Origin of the sequence: Chitinophaga pendula (genome assembly GCF_020386615.1) — a bacterium.
GTDB lineage: Bacteria > Bacteroidota > Bacteroidia > Chitinophagales > Chitinophagaceae > Chitinophaga > Chitinophaga pendula.
Genome location: NZ_CP077769.1, coordinates 1,979,798 through 2,002,872 on the forward strand (window position 1 = coordinate 1,979,798; position 23,075 = coordinate 2,002,872).

The following is a 23,075-nucleotide window of genomic DNA, read 5'->3' on the forward strand; positions in this document are numbered from 1 at the left end:
GAATGAGACTACTTTCGTTGTGTGATATACGAATAACGATTATCACACACGATACATAGCCTTATCATACTCACTAAGCAATAATTTGAGTTGGTCGTACAAGCAACGCCGCACCTGATCCCAGGTAGCGGCCTTTTGCATTAAGGGAGATGGATAAATAGGGGTGTGACGTTAAATTGCGTTATTTTGCAGGAGTGTCTGTGTTGTAGAGAGGAAAAACCACTGTGGCTATAGAATGAAATCAATAAAGGCAATACTTTCGATGGTAGCTCAGGAGCTGGTTGTAATAATACATTCCGGCGATATTAAACCTGTATCCGGATATTATAATGAAGCCTTAGGTGATACTTTTTACATGCTGGCAGGAATACTTGGACTCAGCGATTTGAATTATCCCGCTATCAGTTATGAAGTATTTAGAGGTAGGCGATATTATTGGGAGCAGACAGAAAGCGATTGGCAGTATATTATCAATTCAGAAGGGACAACCGACCATGATACAGCATGAAATCAAACCTTCTATATTACTTTCCATATTTAAGCGGAAAGGTGGAGAAGGGCTATTAACCAGGATAATCTATGAAAGTAACGACCAAACTTATGTTAACCAGTTGGCATTGCTTGAACCAACTGAAAGTGCGCTTATATGCTGTAGGCAAGACGAATCAAACTGGGTATTGCTGACAGATAAAAGAATACTTGAACAAAAAGGAGCGGCACTTTTTTCTTTGTATTTCACGGAGATGGCAGATGTAACGCTGGCTTTGCGAGGGGAACAAACCGAAAATGGACCACCTAAGGGGAACTTTACCCGACTGAAGTTGAAAGATAAGCAGGACAAGGAATATATTATTAGTGTAGAAGCAGGTGCATCTTTTCAGGGATTATTGCAGGTTTTGCATTATATTATTGGTAAGAAATAATTGACTGTATTAAAAATGACCGGGCCGCAATTGCGGCCCGGTCATTTTTAGTATCCTGTATTTTGTTTGAGGTGTTGATTGTTTTTGATCTCCAGGGTGGGAATGGGGAAGAGCAGCTCTCTTGCGGTGATGACAGGGCCATAGGTGAACTTGTGACCTACGTAATTGTCGAACTGCCTCGTGGTGACATTGAAGGCTTTGCGCAGGCGTACCATGTCGAACCAGGTTTTGTTTTCGTAGCATAGTTCAAACCAGCGCTCGCGCCATACGGCCTCGCGGAACTGATCTTTGGAGAGACCTGCTACCGGTAGTAATTCTGCGCGTCCGCGGATGGCATTGATGGCGTCGTAGGCTTTGGTGGTAGGACCGCTGATCTCGTTGGATGCTTCCGCATACATGAGTAACACATCTGCATATCGGATCACGGGCCAGTTGAGATCACTGTTGGCCGTAGATGTTTGTGCCACTTCATCGAAATGTTTATAAATGTAGTATCCCCCTAATTCCACTACTTTATTCCTGTCGGACTCCGAGGTGTACTTCGTATAGAAGAACTGTTTCTCTTTGGCGCGCAGGTCGCCAGCCTCGTATGATTTCACGAAGTTAAGATTGGCATAGATGCCACCTGTTTCATCTGAATAGGCGGATATGTTCTTGTTGTACGGGAGGATGGACACCTGCCAGTTGGAAGGGATGATCTGTGTTTTGTACTGGATCATGAAGATGTTTTCCTCTACATTCTTCTTGGCCGGGTTGTGCAGATCGGCGTAGGTGGTGAAGAGGCGGAACTGTTTGGAATCGATCACTTCTTCGGCTTTTTTAGCGGCCAGTGTATAATGTGATGCTCCTTTCTGCAAGGGATAGCCCGCCATGGTCAGGTAGACGCTGGCCATCAGCGATTTGACGGCGCCCAGGCTGACTTTACCGGAGATATCAATCCAGGGGAGGCCGGCGGTTTCTGCTTCGTTGAGGTCGGCAATGATGGCGTTGTAGACATCTTCTACCGGCGCCTGTGGCGGACGGAGATCGGGAGAGGTGAGGGTGACTGGCTTTAATATCAGGGGGATGTTGCCGAACATACGGATCAGCTGGAAGTAGTACCAGGCGCGTAAGAAGCGGGCTTCTCCCAGGAGGCGTTTACGTTCGGTATCATCCATATTGATACCCGGAATCTTCTCGATGGCGAGGTTGGCATTGGCGATGCCTTTGTAATAGAATGCCCAGTAGTCGGCGCCATAGCCATTGTCGGAGGTATTGATGAGGTCTTTGACGAAGTAGCTGTTGACGGCCTGTCCGAGGTCTGTCTCTGCGAGGCCGGTAGCGAATTCTGTCATCATCCAGGTGCCGCCGCCGAAGCCGCTGTTCATAGGATCACGCATGGAGGCGTAGATGGCGTTGACGGCGCTCCGGGCATGTTCCGGTTTGGTGAAGTAATTGTCGACGGTAAAGTTGCTGGGATCTTTTTCATCCAGGAACTTGGAGCAGCTACCCAGCAGCAAGGCGCCTGTGAGTAGTAATGGCAGATATATGGAAGCAGTTATTTTCATGATCGGATCGTTGTAATGAGTGGATGGATATGGTTACAGTGCTATGTTGACGCCCAGCAGGAATACCCTTGGTTTGGGATAGTCGTAGAGGGCGACTCCCTGGTCGAATGGAGAACCGGAGTTGGACACTTCCGGATCATATCCTTTGTATTTGGTGACCAGGAAGAAGTTTTGCATGGAGGCATATACGCGCAGGCGGCTCAGTTTCATGCGGGCGACGGTGTTGGGCGGGAACACATATGCCAGCAGCAGGTTACGGCCACGGATGAAGGAGCCATCGGTTACTTTATGGCTGTCGTTGTTAGTGGTATAGCCTGCGGCGATGGGGCGTATCTGAGCGATGGGTGTGTTCTGGTTGGTCTCTGTCCAGGCGTTGAGTACGGTCTTATAGCTGTTGGCGATGCCCTGTCGATCTTCCAGGGAGTGGATGCTGCGATCCAGCACATCGTTGCCATACATATACTGCAGGTCGACGGTGAGGGACCAGTTCTTGTACTGGAAGGTATTGAGGAAGGTGCCAAAACCATCGGGTATGCCTTTGCCGATGATGGTGCGGTCGTTGTCGTTGATGAGCTTATCGTTGTTAAGGTCGAGGTATTTGACATCGCCGGGACGGGCTTTGTAGACTGCTGCGAGATCTTTCTCGGCGGTGCTCCAGGTACCCAGGTGTACGCGGCCGAACAATGAGCCAACGGATTCGCCTACACGTATAACGGTGTTGCCGGAATAGATATCGCTACCACCGGTGAGTGCCAGTACTTTGTTTTTGTTGATGGAGATATTAAAGTTAGTGTTCCAGCTGAAGTTTTTGGTTTTGACGTTGACGGTGTTGAGGGAGAATTCCACGCCTCTGTTCTCCATGCTGCCGATGTTTTGCGTGATGCTGCTGTAGCCGCTGCTGGTAGGCAATGGCGCTTGCAGGAGCATATCGACGGTCTTTTTGCGGTATACGTCGAACTCGAGGGAGATGCGATCATTTAATAAGCCCAGTTCGAGGCCTGCATCTACCTGTAATGTTTTTTCCCATTTAAGATTTTCGTTGGACATGCGGTTGATGCCGATGCCGATGTTGCGGGTGCCATTGAAGATGACATCATAGTTGCCCATGCCGGCGAGCGCCTGGTAGGCAGATATTTCGGAGTTGCCGGTGGCGCCGTAGCTGGCCCGTAGTTTCAGGTTGGAGATGGCTGGTACGGCTTTTATAAAGTCTTCCTGGGAGGCGCGCCAGGCGATGGCGGCGGAGGGGAAGAAGGCGTACTGGTTGTTCTTACCGAATTTGGACGAGCCATCGAGGCGGCCGGTGAAGGTAAAGAGGTATTTGTCTTTCAGGCCGTAGTTGACGCGGGAGAAGTAAGAGTTGAGGCCATAGGCGTTGCTGAAAGAGGTGGGTGGTTGTGGGTTGGCGCCGGCGCCCAGGTTGTTGAACTGGAAGTAGTCATCGTTGAAGCCCTGTGTGGAGGCGAGGTTTTCGAAGCGATCGATATGTTGCCAGGAGATACCTAGCAGGGCGTTGAGGGCATGTATGCGATTGAAGTTTTTGTTGTAGGTGAGGTAGTTTTCGAATTGCCAGGAGTTGTAGCGGTTGTTGGTGACTTGAGCGACACCTTGTTGACCGCGGGAGATGTAGTTGAGGTCGCGGCCGCCGTAGTAGTCGCGGCGTTGGTTGATGACGTTGGTACCGACGGAGCTTCTGAGTTCGAGGCCATCGGCGAGGTGGATGTTAGCGTAGAAGTTGCCCAGCATGGTTTGGGTGCGGAGATAGTAGAGGCGTTCTTCTATGACCTGGATGGGATTGGCGCCCCCTTCCATGCCCGGGTATTTATCATTACCGACCCAGGAGCCATCGGGAAATCTTACGGGCAGGATGGGTAATGCTTCCAGTACTTGCCGCATGGTGACGATGCCGCCGCCGCCCAGTTCATCGACTTGTTTTTCGTTTTGGTCAGTATATCCGAGGGTGCCACCTACTTTGAGCCAGTCTTTGATCTGGGTATCGAATACGAAGCGGCCGGCATATCTTTTCTGCCAGGAGCCTCTGATGAGGCCATTTTCGTTGCGATAGTTGAGGAAGGCACCGTAGGTACCTTTTTCGTTGCCGTTGGTGAATGCCAGCTGGTGATTTTGTGTGAAGGCATTTTGGGTGGCTACTTTTTGCCAGTCGGTATCGTAGCGGGGATTTCCCTGGGCGTCGAAGAGGAGGGGATTGGTCCTTTTTGTTTTGGGGTCGACGTATTTACCGTTGGCCCAGCCTACCGGATCGTATTTCTGTGCGTTCTGATAGGCGATCTCTTCTACCTGGAGGAATTCGCGGGCGTTGAGTACGGGTATTTTACGCGGGAGGGTGCCTACGCTGAAATCGGCGTCGTAGGTGAGGCGGCCGCCGCCGGCGGTGCCTCTTTTGGTGGTGACGAGGATGACACCGTTGGCGCCTCTGGCGCCGTATATGGCGGTAGAGGAGGCATCTTTGAGTACTTCTATGGAAGCGATATCATTCGGGTTGATATAATCGATGGGGGAGCTACCGTTTTGCAGGCCGGTAACATTAAGGATGACGCCATCTATTACGTAGAGCGGATCGTTTTGGATATTGATGGAGCTGAAGCCGCGGATGCGGATATTGGCGCGACCGCCGGGTCGGCCGGAGTTGGAGGATACGTTAACGCCGGTGACCCGTCCGGACAGTTCCTGATTGAGCGAGGAGCTGGGACGTTCCTGGAGGGCTTCACTTTTAATGGTGCCGACGGCGCCGGTAAGGTCGGACTTTTTGCGGGTGCCATAACCTACTACTACGACGTCATTGAGATTGGAGGCTTTCGATTTGAGGGTGAGCTGGTAGCTGTCTTTCTGATCGACGGTGATGGTGGCGTTTTCGTAGCTCATGCTGGAGAGCAGCAGTACGGCGCCGGGAGTTACCTTGAGGGTGAATTTACCGGTAGCGTCGGTGACGGTGCCGGTTTTGGTGCCTTTTACGGCGACGGATACCCCTATTGCCGGTAGGCCCTGGTCATCGGTGACGGTACCGGATATTGTTCTGGTTTGCGCCATGACCCAGGAAGGGAGGACGAGCAGGAGTGCATACAGTATACAGCGTATGATCCTTTTTGATGGGATGAATTGCATAAGGTTCTTTTTTGGAATTTGGTTTTATGTTATGGTTAGTAAATAGCAGTGCCTGTCAGCCACGGGGGGTGGTTGAAATAATTGCTGATCGTACGGTGTATGCAGCGGAGTGTGTGCCGGGTTGTTAAGGATGAAAGTTGTAAGGGTGTGTATATGCGAAGGGAGACAGGGGTGTGACCTGTAATTTTTGTTCCTGTTCCTTAGCGGCAGATACGGATGTGTGTGTTATTTCACTTCATGTAAACGGATTACGGTGATTGGAATGTGATGCACTACTTTTTGGGTACATCATAAGGTGGAATTTATGCTACGTATGTTTGTTGCCTGTGGCGTCGGGGCTTATCGGGTCGTACACACTGCCGGCAGGCAATTTGATTTTTATAAAGATAGGTTGCAGGGGTACTGTGATGCTACAATTTTTCTCACTAATGCTGATGCAATATTATCTATGTGGGGGATGCGCTGAAGGGAGTGGGGGTAAAGGAGGATCGTTTTGGGACAACTCCGTGTGGTGGAGTTGTCCCTTCAGGATAAGTGGGTTTATCCTACCCAAAGGCCGCAGTATCGCGGAGACATGATAGGTACGCCAACGCAATAGCATTGTATTGTCATGGCAAATGAGGCGCAGTAGTTGTTAGGATTAAATGCGTTATCACATCTAATGAATAGTGGGCATCCTGCTGCTGCAACGTTTTGACCACCACCTTTTACGTCTTTGAGGGCGGTCCTGGTAAGGGGTTGGAAATGGGGGATCTTTTTCATAATTATGGATTTGGGTTAAAGAATACGGGCTACTATTGGTACAGTTTAAATGCTATTAAAGATTGTATTATGCTGCTTAAGGGGGTGCGATGTTACGTGGGATTATACGATATGAATATACGAAAAAGACCAGCATACCTGCTGGTCTTTTTGCAATTATTTATCGTGTGTGTTATTGATACCTTTCGGATATCGCGTGTATATAATCATTTATGTATTTCGGAAGTGAAGTGGAATTCGATGTCCGGGTTGTTGGTACGTTCGGTGTTGAGGTACCATTCGGATTGGGCGAGGTATACGAGGTGTCCATCTTTATCTTCCACAATATTGGCCTGCTTGAAGCGGGTGAATTCGTCGAGTTTTTGTTTGGGGCCGGTGATCCAGCAAGCTTTATAGAAAGGCAGGGTGTTGAACTGACAGGCGGCGCCGTATTCCTGGAGGAGGCGGTATTGTATTACTTCGAACTGGAGGTCGCCTACGCAGCCGATGATTTTGCGGTTACCACCGTGCTGGGTGAATAGCTGTGCGACTCCTTCGTCGGTGAGCTGGCGGATACCTTTTTCGAGCTGTTTGGTTTTGAGCGGGTCTTTATTGACCAGTTCCTTGAACAGTTCGGGGGAGAAGCTGGGGATGCCGGTGATATAGAAGTTTTCGCCTTCTGTCATGGTATCGCCGATCTTGAAGTTGCCGGTATCGAACAGGCCGACTACGTCGCCGGGATATGCGTCATCCACTACGTTTTTCTCGCGGGCGAGGAAGGAGTAGGGGTTGGAGAATCGCAGGTCTTTATCGAGGCGTACGTGGTGGTAGAATTTATTTCTTTCGAATTTTCCGGAGCAGACGCGGAGGAAGGCGATGCGGTCGCGGTGGCGTGGGTCGAGGTTGGCATGTATTTTAAAGATAAAGCCGCTGAATTTATCTTCATGTACATCGATGGTGCGGGTGCTGCCTTCTCGGTTGCGGGGGGTAGGAGCGATCTCTACGAAGGTATCGAGGAGATCTTTTACGCCGAAGTTGTTAACGGCGCTGCCGAAGAATACGGGGGCCAGTTTGCCATCGAGGTAGGCTTCATTGTCGAAGGTATCGTATACGCCTTCGATGAGTTCTACGTCGTTGCGGAGCTGGGTGGCATCGGCAGTGTTGAAAGTTTCGTCTACGAATGAGCTGCTGAGGTCATCGAGGGGGACGATATCGTCGTCGGTGGCCTTTTTATTGGGCAGGAAGGAAACGAAACTTTTGTTATAGAGGTTGTATACGCCTTTGAAGTCTTTACCCATGTTGATGGGCCAGGAGAGGGGGCGTACTTTGATATTGAGTTTTTCTTCCAGTTCGTCGAGGAGGTCGAACGGATTTTTACCATCGCGGTCGAGTTTGTTGACGAAGATGATCACGGGGGTATCTCTCATGCGGCATACTTCCATGAGGCGTTCGGTTTGTGTTTCTACCCCTTTTACGCAGTCGATCACGAGTACTACGCTATCTACGGCGGTGAGGGTGCGGTAGGTATCTTCGGCGAAGTCTTTGTGACCGGGGGTATCGAGGAGGTTGACGAGTATGTCGCGGTATTCGAAAGTCATTACGGAGGTAGCTACGGAGATACCACGTTGTCTTTCTATTTCCATAAAGTCGGAGGTTGTATGTTTTTTGATTTTATTGGACTTTACGGCACCGGCGGTTTGGATGGCGCCACCGAACAGCAGGAATTTTTCTGTGAGGGTGGTTTTACCGGCATCCGGGTGGGCGATGATGGCGAAAGATTTTCTTTTATTGATCTCGTTTGCGTACTTCATATATGACTTCTTCGAAAATAGCTGCAAAGGTAGCTATTTTCGGGATGCCAACGTCAATTTGCCGGGAGGTGTTTTGCCAAGGTTGTTAAAAAATGACCGTTCTTCATATTTTCGCAATTATACATGCATTTTTTAATGTATTTTGGAGGGATTTCTGAGACTGCGGCATGCGGATAGAAGGAAGGAAACCCAAGTTGGTATTTAGTTTTAAAACAGGACCATGTTCAATACCCTGAAAATTCTCTGGAACAGTTTAAAAATGGCCGTGCAGGAGCTGCGGGTCAATAAGCTGCGTACTTCATTATCCTTATTAGGGATCACGATCGGTATCTTTTGCATTATTGCGGTATTTACGGTAACGGATAGTCTGGAGTCGAATATCCGTTCGGAGGTGCAGTCTTTGGGTAGTGATGTGATCTATGTGCAGAAGTGGCCTTGGAGTGGTGATGAGAGTGGGGAGTATCCGTGGTGGAAGTATATGAACCGTCCGGAGCCGCAGTTCAAGGAGTTGAAGACGATACAGGACAAGGTGCAGAGTGCTGGTGCGGTGGCGTTCCTGTTCAGTTCTACGGGTAAGAAGGTGGAGTATGGGGATGATTATATGGAGGGGGTAGAGTTGGTGGCGGTGACGCAGGATGCGGATAAGATCATTGCTTTGTCGATAGCGGCGGGCCGGTATTTTGTGGGTGCGGAAAATGACGGGGTATCCAATGTAGCGGTGGTGGGTGCGAATATATGGGAGGGATTGTTTGGCGATGCGGATGTGGCGTTGGGTAAGACGATCCATGTGGCGGGCCGGCCATGTAAGATTGTGGGATTGTTGAAGAAGAAGGGTAGTAGTATGATAGGTGGTGGTATCAACAATGATAATTCGGTGTTGCTACCTTATCGTTATGCCCGTACGATAGTGGATGAGCGCCGGTATGCAGATCCTTTTATTATGGTGAAGGCCAAGACGTCGGCTTCTATTTCGCAGTTGCGGGATGAGCTGAAGGGGACGTTGCGGGCGGCGCACCATTTGCGTCCGAAGGAGGACGATGATTTTTCACTGAATGAGATCACGGCGATCAGTGGTCAGTTGAATAGTTTGTTCAGTATGATCAATATCAGTGGTGGGGTGATTGCGATATTTGCGTTGTTGGTGGGTGGCTTTGGTATTGCGAACATTATGTTTGTGACGGTAAAGGAGCGGACGAACATTATCGGGTTGAAGAAGGCGATAGGGGCGAAGCGGAGTATTATCCTGCTGGAGTTCCTGATGGAGGCGATGATGTTATGTGTTATTGGCGGAGCGATCGGATTGTTATTCGTTTATTTGATTACGTTAGTGATCTCGGGGCCTACACTGGAGATTACGCTGACGCTTAAAAATATTATCAAGGGGTTGACCATATCGGCGGTAGTGGGGGTTATTGCCGGCTTTACGCCTGCTTATTTCGCTTCCAAGCTGGACCCTGTAGTAGCGATCCGGTCTAACTAATATTAAAAAAACGTTGTTGAATACCTGTTAGGGGTGAAAATGCGGTAATAATTACGCATATTTGCCCCTGTTATGTGATGATGATGTAACAAAACCTATACTCTGGCGTTTCACAGTAAAAATTATTTCATGCGTATACGCCTTTTGATGGCAATGCCAGTAATGATTGCATTGTCTTTTTCAGCCTGTAAGACTTCCCGTCAGCAAGGAGATTGTAAATATGAGGGGGTAGTAAAGGATATGAGCGGACTGGACGGCTGTAAATGGGTAATAGAACTCAATGATGGCACTCGTTTGCAGCCAGTAGAGCTGGCCGACAGCACTTTTAAGTTGTCGAATGAGCAGCGGGTCAAGGTAAGTTATACCGAGCTTAAGGATCGGATGTCTGTTTGTATGAATGGCAAGCTTGTACGGATAGACTGTATTTCGGCCCGATAGCCCGGCACCCTCTACGGGAGGGTTAAAACAACCGACTACAGGGGTTGTCTGCGATGCAGACGACCCTTTTTTGTGCCCGCCTGCGCCTACGTTAAAATAATATCAGGTAGCGTGTTCCTGGTGATGAATGAGAGAACAATAAGATGTTATAACCTTCTTATTTATAGTCAATTAAGCGTAATTATGAATGGTAATATGGCATTTACTTATACAAACGTTATACGAATGCTATACGAATGTTATAGGAATGCTATAGGAAAGTAAAACGAGGAGGCAGGTGATACTGATACTTTTATGCCCTTTTGTTATTTTTGCATTTATGTCAGTGAAAATATTAGCTATTGAATCTTCCTGTGACGAGACCAGTGCGGCGGTGTTGGTGGATGGGAAGATATTGTCGAATTACATTGCGAACCAGACGATCCATGAGCAATACGGAGGGGTGGTACCGGAGCTGGCTTCCAGGGCGCACCAGGAGAATATTGTGCCGGTGGTGGACCAGGCGTTGAAGAAGGCGGGGGTACGTAAGGAGGAGTTGACGGCGATTGCGTTTACGCAGGCGCCGGGATTGATCGGGGCGTTGCTGGTAGGTGGATGTTTTGCGAAGTCGATGGCGATGGCATTGGATATACCGTTGATAGCGGTGCATCATATGCAGGCGCATGTGTTGGCTAATTTTATCCAGGAGCCGGCGCCGACGTTCCCATTTTTGTGCCTGACGGTGTCGGGAGGGCATACGCAGATCGTGCGATGCGACGGGCCGTTGGATATGCATGTAATTGGTGAGACGCTGGATGATGCGGCGGGGGAAGCTTTTGACAAGAGTGCGAAATTATTAGGTTTACCTTATCCGGGTGGGCCATTGATCGACAAATATGCGAAGCAGGGGAATGCTGACCGTTTTAAGTTCCCGGAGCCGCAGATACCCGGTTTAAATTTCAGTTTCAGTGGGTTGAAGACGGCGATCCTGTATTTCCTGCAGGAGCACCAGGCGAAAGACCCTGTTTTCATCACCGATAATATGGCGGATATCTGTGCTTCTATACAGCAGCGTATCGTTAGTATTCTGATGAACAAGGTGGCGAAGGCGGCGAAGGAGACGGGTATCCACCAGGTGGCCATTGCCGGCGGCGTGAGTGCCAACAGTGGGTTGCGGAAGGCGTTGGAGGAGTACAGTGCGCGGCACGGATGGCAATCGTACATCCCGGCTTTTGAATATTGCACGGACAATGCGGCGATGATTGCGATGACGGCTTATTTCAAGTACCAGGCCGGTGAGTTTGTGGGCTTGGATGCGGTTCCTAGTCCGCGGGCGCCATTTTAGGACCCATTTTCGGAGGTGGTGTTATGACTTTAAATCCCTCCTGCAAGGTCGCTCCTCTCCGGCGGATGCCCGCCGGCAGCCGGTAGGTACAGGGGAGGGGGCCATCCCAGCATTGTTCTGTCGCCTTATAATAAGGGAACGGTGTTGTTTCTTTGCTTAACGGCGGTGTAGAATAAGGTTGGGGGAACAGCCATATGGATGCGTTGGCGCTCATGTTCACGAGGCCTCTGCTGACGAACTGCCGGTGCAGATGGTTATATAGTAGTAGCGTAATGACTGCAAAAAGTAAGGTACAGCCGACTGTTATTCCCCGTTGAAAATGAAAGGACTTGTTTGTTTTCACTAATAATGCCACTGCCCATACGGTGCCCGGTACCAGGTAACCATAGGCGAAACGAGGGTCTGGCGCCTGTGACAGCCAGAATAACATGCCTATCCATAAGTAGCTATAGCTCTCCCATTGTGCGCGCGTCAACCGGCGGTGGTGATAAACTATTACTATTGGAGAGAGGACAAAACCCATCAGCAGCAATTTATCATACAGGCGGAGGTTGTGAAAGAACCAGGTATACATTTTCTGTAGCCCTGCTCCTGCCTGTAATACGGCGGCATCTTTGTTCATGACGTAGGCGCAATCGTGTACGAGGGAGCGGTTGCGTATGATTTCGGCGGCAGGCGATTTCCAGTCTACCTGGCAGATATCTATTGTTTCCAGTGGGAACAGCAGGTAACCGCTGAGCATGACGTTGCGGATGATCCAGGGCGTCAGTATGATGATCCCTGTGAGGCAGACGGCGGCCGCTTTGGTCCAGGAGCGGGTGTACAGGTACTGCCATGTGGCAATAGCCGGGAGTAGTAATACCGGCATGGAAGATACCTTTACCGTTACCAGGAAGAAGGGCGCCAGTATCCGGAAGATACGGAGATCGCCGGAGATGTGTTCCTGTTGGGACCAGCAAAGGAAAAGCAGGCAGCCGAAATAAAATATGACGAGATCGGCGGAGGGCGCTGTGATAAAATATACGCTGGTCTGGGGCATGTTGATGAGTAGGAGTATGCCCGCCATTATGAGTTGATGGGGCCATTGTATGTGTGGGTGCCGGAATATTTGCAGCAGGTAGACGGATACCAGCAGGTACAGTACGCCATTGAGCTGGTTGCCGGATTGCCCGGTGAGCCATGACCAGTTGAATACGGCAGCCAGCAGGTGCCAGTGGGAGTTAAATCCGAAACGTTCGTGCAGGTTGGCCAGTCCGGGTACGACGCGATAGGTTTGTATCCATTTGATGAAGGGAGCGTAATAGAGTCCTTCATCATAGTTGATACTTTGTAAGGCTGACAGGTAGAGTACATAGGCGGTGAGGAGGATGAAAAAGAGGAATGCCCACCCGCCAGCGGTTTTGTATTGCCCGTGATATTGTATCCATCTTTCCTTTATATGGCGACGTAGCAGGATGGCTATACCTATGCCGGTTGCACCCAGCAGGACGTTGCAAGTGACTGCCAGCGGCGCTACTAAAGAAAAGTAGCTGCAGATCATTCCGATGATCATCAGGCCATTGATGGCGGTAATGGCAAATGAGCCCGGCCGGTCCGGGCGTGCTGTATATTTTTGCAGTATCCAGTCTGATGCGATCCCGAAGAGAAAGGACAGGAGGATGATATAGGCAAATTTCAGCAGCAGGTATAACATGGGATATAGTTAGCTGTTCAGCAATGTACGATGTGCGTTGGCGGGCTGTGGTTTGTACCGGTAGATGTTATATTTCAGGATGCAGAAGATGGCCCTGCATCCATCTCTATAATTTATTTTTTTGCCCTCGTGGTAGGTACGGCCATAGTAGGCGATGCCTACTTCGAATATCCGTATGCCGGGGATGCGGCTGATCTTGGCGGTTATTTCGGGTTCGAAGCCGAAGCGGTTTTCCCGGAGGGGGATGTTGGCGATGATATCGCGGCGGAATAGTTTGTAGCAGGTTTCCATATCTGTCAGGTTCAGGTTGGTGAACATGTTGGAGAGGAAGGTCAGGAACTTGTTGCCGATGGTATGCCAGAAGAACAGGATGCGATGGGGGCCGAGGCCTTTGAAGCGGCTGCCGTAGACTACGTCTGCCTGGTTGAGTAATATGGGTTCCAGCAAGCGTTTATATTCTTCCGGATCATATTCCAGGTCGGCATCCTGGATGATGAGAAAATCGCCGGAGGCGATCTGTATACCTGTCCTTAATGCGGCGCCTTTGCCCTGATTCCTTTCATGGCGGATATACCGGATGTCTGCATCCGGATGTGTGTTGTGGAAGGCGGCTACCTGTGTGCCGGTCGCATCGGTGGAGTGGTCATCCACGATGATGATCTCTTTGTGCATGTTGCCCGGCAGGGAGACGGAGTAGACGCGTTCTATCACGCGGTGGATGTACAATTCTTCGTTGTAGGCAGGTATTACGATGGAAAGTTTACATGTACTCATTGGCATTGCTATCTTGCTGATACGTTATAGAACAAACTTCCTCCCCGGTGACCCTTAGGCGGTTGCCTGTTATTTTTTGGGGGGATGGGAGCAGGTGATATTGTCGGGCAATTTTTACGATCTTTGCGGCCGTCATGCCGAATACTTATTTCCAATTCAAACAATTTACGGTGTACCAGGACCGATGTGCCATGAAGGTATGTACGGATGCCTGTGTACAAGGGGCGTTTACTGCCCGTTACCTGGCTGACAAAGGTTTGGGGGCGGGGGGCAGGTTGTTGGATATTGGTGCGGGTACGGGATTGCTTAGTTTGCTGCTTGCGCAGCAGGTGGCGGCGGATATTACGGCGGTGGAGCTGGATGCGGCGGCGTATGAGCAGGCCAGTGCTAACTTTGCGGCGGCGCCCTGGGCGGACCGGATGGTTGTGAACCATGGAGATATACGGGATTGGGAGGGGGGTACTCCTTTTGATTTTATTATTACGAATCCCCCTTTTTACGAAGCGGACCTGAAGAGCCAGGATCAGTTGCGTAACCAGGCGATGCATGCGACTACGCTTAGTTATGAGCAGTTGCTGGCCGCGATCGACCGGTTGCTGGCGGCAGACGGGGCATTTTCGATCTTGTTGCCCTATCGTTATTTCAGCACTTTTCAGCAGCTGGCGGCAGCTAGCGATCTTCACCTGACGACGGCGTTACATGTGAGCCAGCGGACGGGCAAGGCGTATTTCCGTAGTATTGGTATTTTCTCCCGGCAGCGGCAGGAAGCGGATATACGGACGATGGACATTTACCAGGAGGCATCAAGTTATACCCCTGCTTTTATTACTTTATTGAAAGACTATTACCTGTACCTGTAGGTCACGCATTACTTTTCACGTATCCTTCCAGATAGCTGTAGGTAGTGGTGAGTTTTCCATTTTCTGCTATGGTGGCGTGGGCTATCATGTTGCTTTGCGGCAGCAGTAATTCTTCAAATACATATTTCATGAGCTGATCGCCGAAGTAGAGGGAGGCATCGCGTGGCAGTTCGTTGGGCAGGTTGGCTACGCACATCATGTCGATGGAGCCAGGCAGGCCAGGTGCGGTCCTTTGGCGGGCGTGTTTATCGACGCCATATATGGGATCTTGTATGGTGCTGTCGCCGAGGTTGCAAGGTACGGAGCCATGGGTATCGTCGGTGATGTCGGCGATGGCCTGTATGCGGAATTGTGGGTTGTTGAGGTCATCCCAGCTGAACAGCGGGGGGATATTGCGATCCCAGTAGATGCCATTCATGAGGATATCGCTGGCGGTGGTGAAGGGCAGGAACTGGCAGTCGTATTCTGCCGGGTTGGCGTGGAAGTCTTCGCGGCTGTAGGTTTTAGTTTTTTTGTGGAGGTATAGTTCGCCTGCTTTGAGTTGGGTGTATACGGGGTAGCTGAAGTGTGAGGTGTGCAGGAATTCTTCTGGGGTGATGTATTTGATGTCCAGCAGGCCCATGATCTCGAGTACGCCGGAAGCTACTCTGCCGGAGCCAGTGAGGACTATTTTGACTGGCGGCAATTTAAAACCGAAATATTGATGGATGAGGCTTTTGAAGTCGTGGTTGGTATATACGGGCTGCATGTCGTATAGGCCTGTGCGTTTACCATAGGTGAGGAGGCCATTGTGAGCGCCAACTACGCCCGCGAAAAATCCGAATCCCAGGATACGCTGGCCATCGGGATGTACCAGGCATTCGTAGTCGATGAGTCGGATATTGTTGTTGAGGATGGTTTGCAGCATGGGTTGGTTGGCCGCCTGTTTCTTTTTGGTGTGGGAGAAGAACAGGTAGGTCTTGCCGGGGATGAGCCGGGCGGGCGGTACTTCTTTGATGCCGAGGAGGATATCGCAGTGGGTGAGGTCTTCCTGCAGGGGGATACCGGCGCGGCGGTATTCTTCATCTGTAAAGCAGCGGGAGGGGGAGGGTTGTGCAACGATATTAACCTGTTGGTGATGTTCGTTGATCCAGCGGGCCTGGCTGGGGGTGAATGCTACCCTGTTGTCATGTTCTTCTCTGATGAGTCCTATTGTAAGCATATCGACGGCTTGAAAGATGTAACAAAGCGGGGTCAATATACTTAATTCACCGGAAGAAAGCAGGAGATGTAGGTATAAAGGAAGGCGATAGGTGTCGCCGCCCTTTATTGTATTTAGTGTAAGGTATCTTGAAAAAGTTTCAGTGTGCGTTGCCAGGCGAGGGTCGCGGCCTCTTTGTTGTACCGCGTAGGGGCGGTATCGTTGTTGAAGGCATGTTGGGCGCCTTGGTAGACGAACAGTTCATATTTTACGCCTGCTGCTTTGAGGGCGGCTTCGTAGGCAGGTATGCCTGCGTTGATACGTTCGTCGAGGCCGCCATAGTGCAGTAGTACGGCGGCTTTGATCTTGGGTACATCGGCGGCATCGGGCTGTTTGCCATAATAAGCGACGGCCGCCTTGAGGGAGGGAGCGTTGACGGCCAGTTGATTGGCCATAGCGCCGCCCCAGCAGAAGCCGACGCATCCTATTTTGCCATTAGACTCCGGTAGTGACTGGAGGTAGTCGACGGCTTTAAGGAAGTTATTCAGATTCTGTTGTGTATCCAGTTTGCCGAAGAGGTCTCTTGCCGCCTCTTCGTCTTGCGGCGTGCCGCCGAATACGGAGAGGGCGTCTGGTGCGAGGGCAATATATCCTGCCTGGGCGACACGTCGGGCGACATCCCTGATGTGCGGATTGAGGCCGCGGTTTTCGTGGATGACGATGACGGCACCTTTTTTAGCTTCCTGCCCGGCAGGTTTTACCAGGTAGGCTTTCATGGAGGTGCGATCGCCCGGGTAGGTGATATCTTCTGCGTTTAGGTCATTGGTATCTTCCGGTACGGTGGCAGCCTTGGCGTAGTTGACCTCCAGCAAGGGCAATACTGACATGGCAGCGGCCATACTGCCGGTGAGCCTGACGAGGCGGCTGATGAATTCATCCCGCTTCAGTGGTTTATGGGTGTATTCATCGAAGAGATTAATGATACGTTGATCCATTGGTGAAGGCATTAGTACCATGAAGATAAGCGTTCTGCTTTACGCTTTTAACAGCTGGCTCAGTGCATCACGAAGCTGTGATTTGTTGAATGGTTTGGGCAGGAACAGGTCGGCGCCGTTTTCGAGGGCGACATCCTGCGCAGCTGCATCAAAGCCGGATATCATGATGATTCTGGTTGCCGGATATTGCTCTTTTATAAAGCTGATAAAATCGAGGCCATAGCCATCGGGGAGGCGGTTGTCGAGCAGTACGATGGAAGGCGGCTGCTGTTGAAAATATTCCACAGCATCGGAAATGGTTTTTACATGTTCTACTTCCAGTTCTTCCCCATCGAGGAGCATATTAATGAGGAGACACATCTCTCCTTCGTCTTCAATGATGAGGAGTTTCTGTTGTTGGGCAGCGGCAACGGTAGTGTTTGTCATATTATGTTGGTTTTACAATATCAGATTATAAAAGTTATATGAACCATATATAGTAAAAACCGTACCATTCCCTGCGGTTCATGAAGTGTGTGGGGAGGGGGTGAGGGTGTGTACGGCGGGATAGTCGATATATCCGGTGTCGCCCCCTTGATAGAAGGTGTTGGTATCTGGTGGGGTGAGGGAGGTGTGGTGCCGGAATCGTTCTACCAGATCGGGATTGGAGATGAAGGGGCGGCCGAAGGCGATGAGGTCAGCGTTGCCTGCTGCGATGGCTGCTGCTGCGGTGTCGGCGGTGAAGTTGCCGGCGCGTATGAGCAATCCTTTAAAGTGTGTGCGTACGTGTTGGACGAAGGTGTCGGGTATGCCAGGGCGATTGTAGGATACGGGATCGGAGAGGTCGGAGAGGTGGACATACAGGATACCCATTTGTTGTAAGGCAGCTATGATATACTTATGGCTGTCGGCTTCTTCTGCGTATGGTGGCAGGTCGTTGAGGCCGGCGAAGGGCGACAATCTTACGCCGGTACGATGGGCGCCGATGGCGGCGGCGACACCTTCCATTATTTCGAGCAGGAAGCGGCTGCGGTTGGCGATGTTACCACCATATTGGTCGGTCCTGTTGTTGGTATGGGGGTGGAGGAACTGTTCGGGCAGGAATCCATGTGCGCCATGTATTTCGACGCCGTCGAAGCCCAGTGCTATGGCGGTGACAGCCGCTTCGATATGCGCGGTTATCATTTCCCGGGTACCGGCGGTACTTAATACTTCGGGTATGGGCATGGGGAGGTGCAGATCGCCCGGCACACGGATGATCTCATTGGCTTTGATGGCGGAAGGAGCTACCAGCGCGGTTTGGCCTTCGTTGTTGAGCGGGTGGCCGATGCGGCCGGTGTGTACCAGCTGGATGAAGATCTTTCCGTGGCGGGCATGTACTGCATCTACTATTTTTTTCCAGGCAGCCTGCTGTGTTTTGTTATAGATGGCCGGTGCGTTGAGGTAGCCGATGCCGCTCTTGTGTACGGCGGTATTTTCTGCGATGATCAACCCGGCGCCGGCACGTTGTCCGTAGTAGATATGTGCATTCGGGGAAGGGATGCCATGATCGGATCTACGTCTGCTCATGGGTGCCATGACCACGCGATTGTCCAGTTGTAAGGAAGGGGTATCTAGCGGTGACAGTAGTGTATTATGTATCGTCTTCATTGTTTTCCTTTTATGTCACAAAATTAGCTGGGGGGTGGAGGTGGGAACAGTGACAAAGCGGGGTTTGTTTTGTAATTTTACGGGTTATTATGGAGCGGAAAGCTTTACATCAGCCATTTGAGCTTTATGTATCTGACCTGGAGTGCTGGAATGAGCGTCCATTGATCTATCATTTCTTCGAGATCGTGCAGATACTGGAGGGAGACGGTGTGCGTCATGTGAACAACAACTATTATCCTTACGTGCAGGGTAACATTTATTTATTTACGCCATTGGATTGCCGGGGTTTTGACAGTACGGTGCCGACCCGGTTTTGTTCTATCCGTTTTTCGGAGGTGTTCTTATCACAGTTCAGGGGGAAGCAGGAGCGGGAGCGTATTACGCAGTGGCTGAAGCAGCTGGAGCATATCTTTTATCATCATAACCGTTTCCAGGAGGTGTTGATCCGGCGGCCGGAGGACTGTAATATGATCGCTACGCTGATTGCTGGTATGATAGCGGAGTATGAGGGGCGGCAGTTGCATCATGAAGAGAACCTGCAGTCTTTTGTAACGTTGATACTGAATATACTGGCGCGTAATGTATCGGGAGACAGCGAGTATATTGATCCTGTTGCGGCGGGGGATACGGAGCCATTGATCAACAAGATGCTGGTGCATATACAACAGCATATCAGCAGTCCTGATCGATTGCGGGTGGATTACCTGGCGCAGCATTTTAATCTCAGTACGAACTATGTAGGGGAGTATTTCCGGAAGTTTACCGGGGAGAGTTTACAGCATTATATTACTCACTATAAGATCCGGTTGGTGCAGCAGCGGCTAACGTATAGCCATCGTACGATCGGGGAGATCGCGGATGAGCTGGGCTTTACGGATGAGAGTCACTTGAGCCGTCAATTCAAGAAGTATAGCGGGGTGAGTCCTGCAGCTTACCGTAAGGCCCGTAAATAGGGGCGGCCTCCTGTGAGAGCAGGAAGCCGCAATGAGTGGGCAGGAGATCAGTTGCCTGCTTGTTTTATGAATGGCCGGGTTGTTTTCACGCCCTCTATTTCCATCTGTACGAAGTACATTCCTTCTTTCAACCGGGATATATCTATTGGTGTGTCTGGCCGTACGTTGTGGGCGGTCAGTACTTCTTTACCTGTTACATCGCATATGCTGATATTAGCCTGTTGTCCTTTGAACCGGAGCTTTATGTGGGCCGCTGCCGGATTGGGATATATGGCGCCTGTGCCTATTGTCGTGAGAGGTGTATTGCCTTTTGCCAGGAGCAATTTTTGTTGGGCAGCAGGTGTGGATGCGGAGTAGAGTTGTTGTTGCGGGATGATCTCTTTAGGTTGTTGTGCGCTGGACCATCTGAGCCGGCAGTTGGCGCCGCCGTAGTCTTCGAAGTATTCCAGTTTGATATCGTATTGTTGTCCGGCGGTCAGGGAGATGTTGCCGCTATATTCGATGTCCCAGTCGTTGAGCCATTTATCTATTACCAGCTGGTTGTTGATCCAGAGGCGGCGGCCGTTGTCGCTGGTGAGGTAGAAGGTGTATTCCCCTGAGTATCTTGGTGCTATTTTGCCGGTCCACCTGATGGAGTAGCCATCGTTGGGGATGCCGGCGCCGGGAGCGCCATTACCCCAGTCGAAGTCGATATTGGCATCTGTGCGGACGAATACGAGGGAGTCGAATTGCAAGCCTTTGTAATAGGCGCCGTTGAGGCCATTGCCATTACCTACCGGCGGCAGCGAGGTGAGTGTCCAGCAGGCGGAGCGCTGGCCGGTATCGCTGCGTTGTACGAGGCGGGCTTCGGGGGATTGGTTTTCGCCTTCTACGGACAGCACTTTATTACTCAATACGGAGATGAACTTATAGCGGCTGCTGTCGGTGCGTACGGCGATGAACTGTTGTCCGCTGGCTTGCCTGGGTGTCCATTGCCAGATGTAGGCATTTTCTGCATCGGCGGGGGGAGCGACATCTAATGTTTTGGCGCTGTGGTAGGCATTGATGGTGTAGACGCCATCGCCCAGGTGTTTTAGATTAAAGGTTTGGTTGGCCTGGCCGGTGCCCTGCCATAGCTGGAGGGGGACGCCTTCTCCCAGTCCGCCGACGCCACCTCTCACATCCATGAACAGGTTGTTGACGGCATTTTTGAACGTATAGGAGCCGGCGATATCAGGATCACCATTGGCTATTACTTTGAGGGAGCTGACCTTGTTATCCCATCCCGGGAGGGTGCTTTTATTGGCCGTGAGGGTGATGGAGCGACCCTGGAAGTGATCCTTTTCAAAGAGGATCACCTTGTAGCCGGTATTTACTTTCACGGAGGAAATTTCATCGTCGTTAATACCTTTTTGTTGTAAGGCGGACAGTGTGTACTGGCCGATGGTCAGTCCGGCATGGAAGCCATTGAAGTCGCAATGCTGGTAGGCGGTAACGGGGCCGCTGGTGTTGGCGGGCCGGCTGTACAACTGGGCTTTAGGGATGACCTGCCGTATTTGGGAGGCGCTTTCCCATTCCAGCTGGCAATAGGCATTACCGGTACGTTCTATATACTTTACTTCGATATCATACTGTTTGCCTGACTGTAAGGTGATCTTTGCGGAGCGGGTTGTAGGGCCGGTTGCGTGGAGTTCATTGATCAAGGTGCGGCCATTGACGATGAGTTTAACGCCATCGTCTGCACGGAGGTGGAAGGTATATTGGCCGCTATAGAGTGGTTGTACTTTTCCGGTCCACCTGATGGAGAACTGATCGGTGCCCAGCCGGGAGGTGTCTGGTGATCCTTGTGCCCAGTCGAAGTCGATGTTGCGATCTGTCTGCTGGTATTTGAGGTGGTTGAAGCTGGCGCCTTTATAGTAGGAGGCCTGCAGACCGTTGCCAGTGCCAGCGGGGAGGTTACGGAGGTTTTTACGGACGAGCCAGACGAATTCATCGGGAGCGACCACCCTTACGTTAGGGCCCAGTTGACGGATACATTCCAATATATCGTTTACGCTGCGGGACCAGATATGTACGGGGATGAGGCTGTATCCATTTTCTGAGTGGATATCCGTAGGCATCTGGTTGAGCTTGGCGGCCAGTGTGGCAGGGGAGGAAAGGTCGCCCCAGAGGGTAAAGCGGCCGCCAATGGAAGGTTTGTCCTTATACCAGTCGATCTTACCATTCCTGCCGGTGTAATTAGCGCCGTAGCTGTAGTAGAATAAGGCATCTATGTTATCCTGTTTCAGATAGGCATCCGGGTTATTGTCGCTATCGTCGGCATCGATGATATTGACGATGCGGAGGTCGGCTTTTTTCATGTACCGGTTGAGTAATGTATTGGCGGTGTCGAGGTCTGCGTCGGGGTATCTGCCCGGGAGGTAATATCCTCTGCCGGAGGGGCCGGCGATCAGGACATTCCGGCCATCGGGGGTGGTAAGGCAGTTGTCGACATACTTTTCGTATATGATGGGTGCCAGTTCGGTGAGGGCGGGGGAGATAGTCCAGCCGACATGGAGGCGTGCTCTGTCTGGATTGTTCCAGTTGGCGGGGTTGTCGTGTGTACCCAGCAGCCATTGTACGTTGTCGCCATCGCTGATGACGAAGCAGACGGTGTGTACGTTGGGGACTACTTCGAACGGTTTGATAGGGTCTTTCTGTCGGAAGGCCGGTGTACGGGCGGGGATGTTGGTGAGGGTGGACATATTGGGTGCCCAGTCGGAGGGATGTATCATCATGGAGTGGCGGGACAGCTGTTCTACGGTCTCGTATTCTTGTGGTCCCCAACCGAAGAAGGTGGCGCCTTTGTTCATCCTGCCGTATACGCTGTTGGCCAGTGCGCCTGTGGGGGCGTCATCCCAGAACTGGAATGCTTTGGTGTAGGCGCTGTAGTCGCCCAGGAAGTAGATACGATCGTCGCTACTCTGTTGATAGGAGGCGATGCTACGGCTGAACTGGTCGCCATAGTTGGCCAATGTCCAGGTTTCGTCTTTACCTCTTACATCGAGCAGGCGGGAGAGGCCGGCGTTGACGGCCATCTGCTCTATGTCTGCCGGGATGGCCACTGCGTTCATGATACCGGCCAGGGAGATAGCGACGTTAGTGGACCTGTCTTTTGGATTACAGAGGATGTAGCCGGTGAGCCTGCCTGCGAAATGGGTGAGGAGGCCGCTGAAGTCCATATAATAGCGATCGTCGACGGTAATGCCCGCTTTTTCTACCAGCTGCCGGTGTCCGTACATGTCGCGAAGTATCTCCGGTTTGGTACGCGCGGTGACGCCCATAAGTGTTTGCAGGGCGATACGTTGCGAAGCGGTATAGTTTTCGGAGGTAAGGAACAGCCGGTCGGGTACGGCTGTGGCGGGGTAGGGACTACCCGGTACTCTTGCGGGTGTTTGCTGTGCTTTTACCAGCGGGGCTGATAGGAGACACAGCAACGTGTACAGGAAGAATTGTTTCATTGTGACCTGAGTTTAAACGTGAAAAGTGGAATTTGAAAATATGTCGTGGAATCATTTCGGGTTCAAAGGGTTTTCGCAGGTGGTAGCTCAAGATATGGATTTGGGCGGAATCTTTGGGTGCTAAAAAA

General features: G+C 51.1%; 17 protein-coding genes. 6 read left to right on the forward strand and 11 right to left on the reverse strand.

What is annotated here, in order from left to right; all coding sequences use genetic code 11:
- Positions 1–407: 407 nt before the first annotated feature.
- On the forward strand, positions 408–923 hold the full coding sequence (locus KTO58_RS07670) for a hypothetical protein (protein ID WP_157753120.1): 516 nt from the start codon (positions 408–410) through the stop codon (positions 921–923).
- Positions 924–970: 47 nt separating this feature from the next.
- Here KTO58_RS07670 and KTO58_RS07675 read toward each other — a convergent pair whose 3' ends face one another.
- From KTO58_RS07675 to KTO58_RS07690, 4 genes are all read right to left on the reverse strand, one after another.
- Positions 971–2,470, reverse strand: coding sequence for a RagB/SusD family nutrient uptake outer membrane protein (locus KTO58_RS07675; RefSeq protein WP_095839944.1), 1,500 nt, complete (start codon positions 2,468–2,470; stop codon positions 971–973).
- 33 nt (positions 2,471–2,503) lie between these two features.
- Positions 2,504–5,590: a SusC/RagA family TonB-linked outer membrane protein gene (locus KTO58_RS07680; protein WP_095839943.1), complete on the reverse strand. Its 3,087-nt coding sequence runs from the start codon at positions 5,588–5,590 to the stop codon at positions 2,504–2,506.
- A 540-nt stretch (positions 5,591–6,130) separates the two neighbouring features.
- Entirely contained in the window at positions 6,131–6,352 is a 222-nt protein-coding gene (locus KTO58_RS07685; RefSeq protein WP_157753119.1) for a hypothetical protein, read from the reverse strand.
- A 206-nt stretch (positions 6,353–6,558) separates the two neighbouring features.
- Positions 6,559–8,142 (reverse strand): peptide chain release factor 3, encoded by a 1,584-nt coding sequence (locus KTO58_RS07690; RefSeq protein WP_095839942.1) that lies wholly within the window; start codon positions 8,140–8,142, stop codon positions 6,559–6,561.
- A 220-nt stretch (positions 8,143–8,362) separates the two neighbouring features.
- On the opposite strand from KTO58_RS07690, the gene KTO58_RS07695 reads away from it, so the two are divergent.
- The 3 genes from KTO58_RS07695 to tsaD all read left to right on the forward strand — a co-directional run bounded on the left by KTO58_RS07695 (position 8,363) and on the right by tsaD (position 11,384).
- The gene (locus KTO58_RS07695) at positions 8,363–9,622 is read left to right on the forward strand and encodes an ABC transporter permease (RefSeq protein WP_095839941.1); all 1,260 of its coding nucleotides are present in this window, start codon (positions 8,363–8,365) and stop codon (positions 9,620–9,622) included.
- A 129-nt stretch (positions 9,623–9,751) separates the two neighbouring features.
- The gene (locus KTO58_RS07700) at positions 9,752–10,060 is read left to right on the forward strand and encodes a hypothetical protein (RefSeq protein WP_157753118.1); all 309 of its coding nucleotides are present in this window, start codon (positions 9,752–9,754) and stop codon (positions 10,058–10,060) included.
- Positions 10,061–10,379: 319 nt separating this feature from the next.
- A complete protein-coding gene (gene tsaD / locus KTO58_RS07705; RefSeq protein ID WP_095839939.1) occupies positions 10,380–11,384 on the forward strand; it encodes a tRNA (adenosine(37)-N6)-threonylcarbamoyltransferase complex transferase subunit TsaD in 1,005 nt (334 codons plus the stop codon).
- On the opposite strand, the gene KTO58_RS07710 is transcribed toward tsaD, so the two are convergent.
- Complete coding sequence (locus KTO58_RS07710; protein ID WP_225860121.1) at positions 11,362–13,077, reverse strand: DUF8201 family protein; 1,716 nt, start codon at positions 13,075–13,077, stop codon at positions 11,362–11,364. The two genes, tsaD and KTO58_RS07710, sit on opposite strands and share 23 nt — an antisense overlap.
- A gap of 9 nt (positions 13,078–13,086) precedes the next feature.
- The gene (locus KTO58_RS07715) at positions 13,087–13,851 is read right to left on the reverse strand and encodes a glycosyltransferase family 2 protein (protein WP_095839937.1); all 765 of its coding nucleotides are present in this window, start codon (positions 13,849–13,851) and stop codon (positions 13,087–13,089) included.
- A gap of 134 nt (positions 13,852–13,985) precedes the next feature.
- Here KTO58_RS07715 and KTO58_RS07720 point away from each other — a divergent pair, with 134 nt between their 5' ends.
- Positions 13,986–14,711 (forward strand): tRNA1(Val) (adenine(37)-N6)-methyltransferase, encoded by a 726-nt coding sequence (locus KTO58_RS07720; protein ID WP_095839936.1) that lies wholly within the window; start codon positions 13,986–13,988, stop codon positions 14,709–14,711.
- Position 14,712: 1 nt separating this feature from the next.
- On the opposite strand, the gene KTO58_RS07725 is transcribed toward KTO58_RS07720, so the two are convergent.
- The 4 genes from KTO58_RS07725 to KTO58_RS07740 all read right to left on the reverse strand — a co-directional run bounded on the left by KTO58_RS07725 (position 14,713) and on the right by KTO58_RS07740 (position 18,515).
- Positions 14,713–15,912 (reverse strand): NAD(P)-dependent oxidoreductase, encoded by a 1,200-nt coding sequence (locus KTO58_RS07725; RefSeq protein ID WP_095839935.1) that lies wholly within the window; start codon positions 15,910–15,912, stop codon positions 14,713–14,715.
- Between the two features lie 113 nt (positions 15,913–16,025).
- Complete coding sequence (locus tag KTO58_RS07730; protein WP_095839934.1) at positions 16,026–16,886, reverse strand: dienelactone hydrolase family protein; 861 nt, start codon at positions 16,884–16,886, stop codon at positions 16,026–16,028.
- 39 nt (positions 16,887–16,925) lie between these two features.
- A complete protein-coding gene (locus tag KTO58_RS07735) occupies positions 16,926–17,312 on the reverse strand; it encodes a response regulator (protein ID WP_095839933.1) in 387 nt (128 codons plus the stop codon).
- A gap of 78 nt (positions 17,313–17,390) precedes the next feature.
- Positions 17,391–18,515 carry an alkene reductase gene (locus tag KTO58_RS07740; protein WP_095839932.1) on the reverse strand — a complete coding sequence of 375 codons (1,125 nt, stop codon included), beginning with the start codon at positions 18,513–18,515 and terminating at the stop codon, positions 17,391–17,393.
- A gap of 89 nt (positions 18,516–18,604) precedes the next feature.
- Here KTO58_RS07740 and KTO58_RS07745 point away from each other — a divergent pair, with 89 nt between their 5' ends.
- Positions 18,605–19,468: a helix-turn-helix domain-containing protein gene (locus KTO58_RS07745; protein WP_095839931.1), complete on the forward strand. Its 864-nt coding sequence runs from the start codon at positions 18,605–18,607 to the stop codon at positions 19,466–19,468.
- Positions 19,469–19,515: 47 nt separating this feature from the next.
- Here KTO58_RS07745 and KTO58_RS07750 read toward each other — a convergent pair whose 3' ends face one another.
- Entirely contained in the window at positions 19,516–22,947 is a 3,432-nt protein-coding gene (locus KTO58_RS07750; RefSeq protein ID WP_095839930.1) for a PA14 domain-containing protein, read from the reverse strand.
- Between the last annotated feature and the right edge of the window lie 128 nt (positions 22,948–23,075).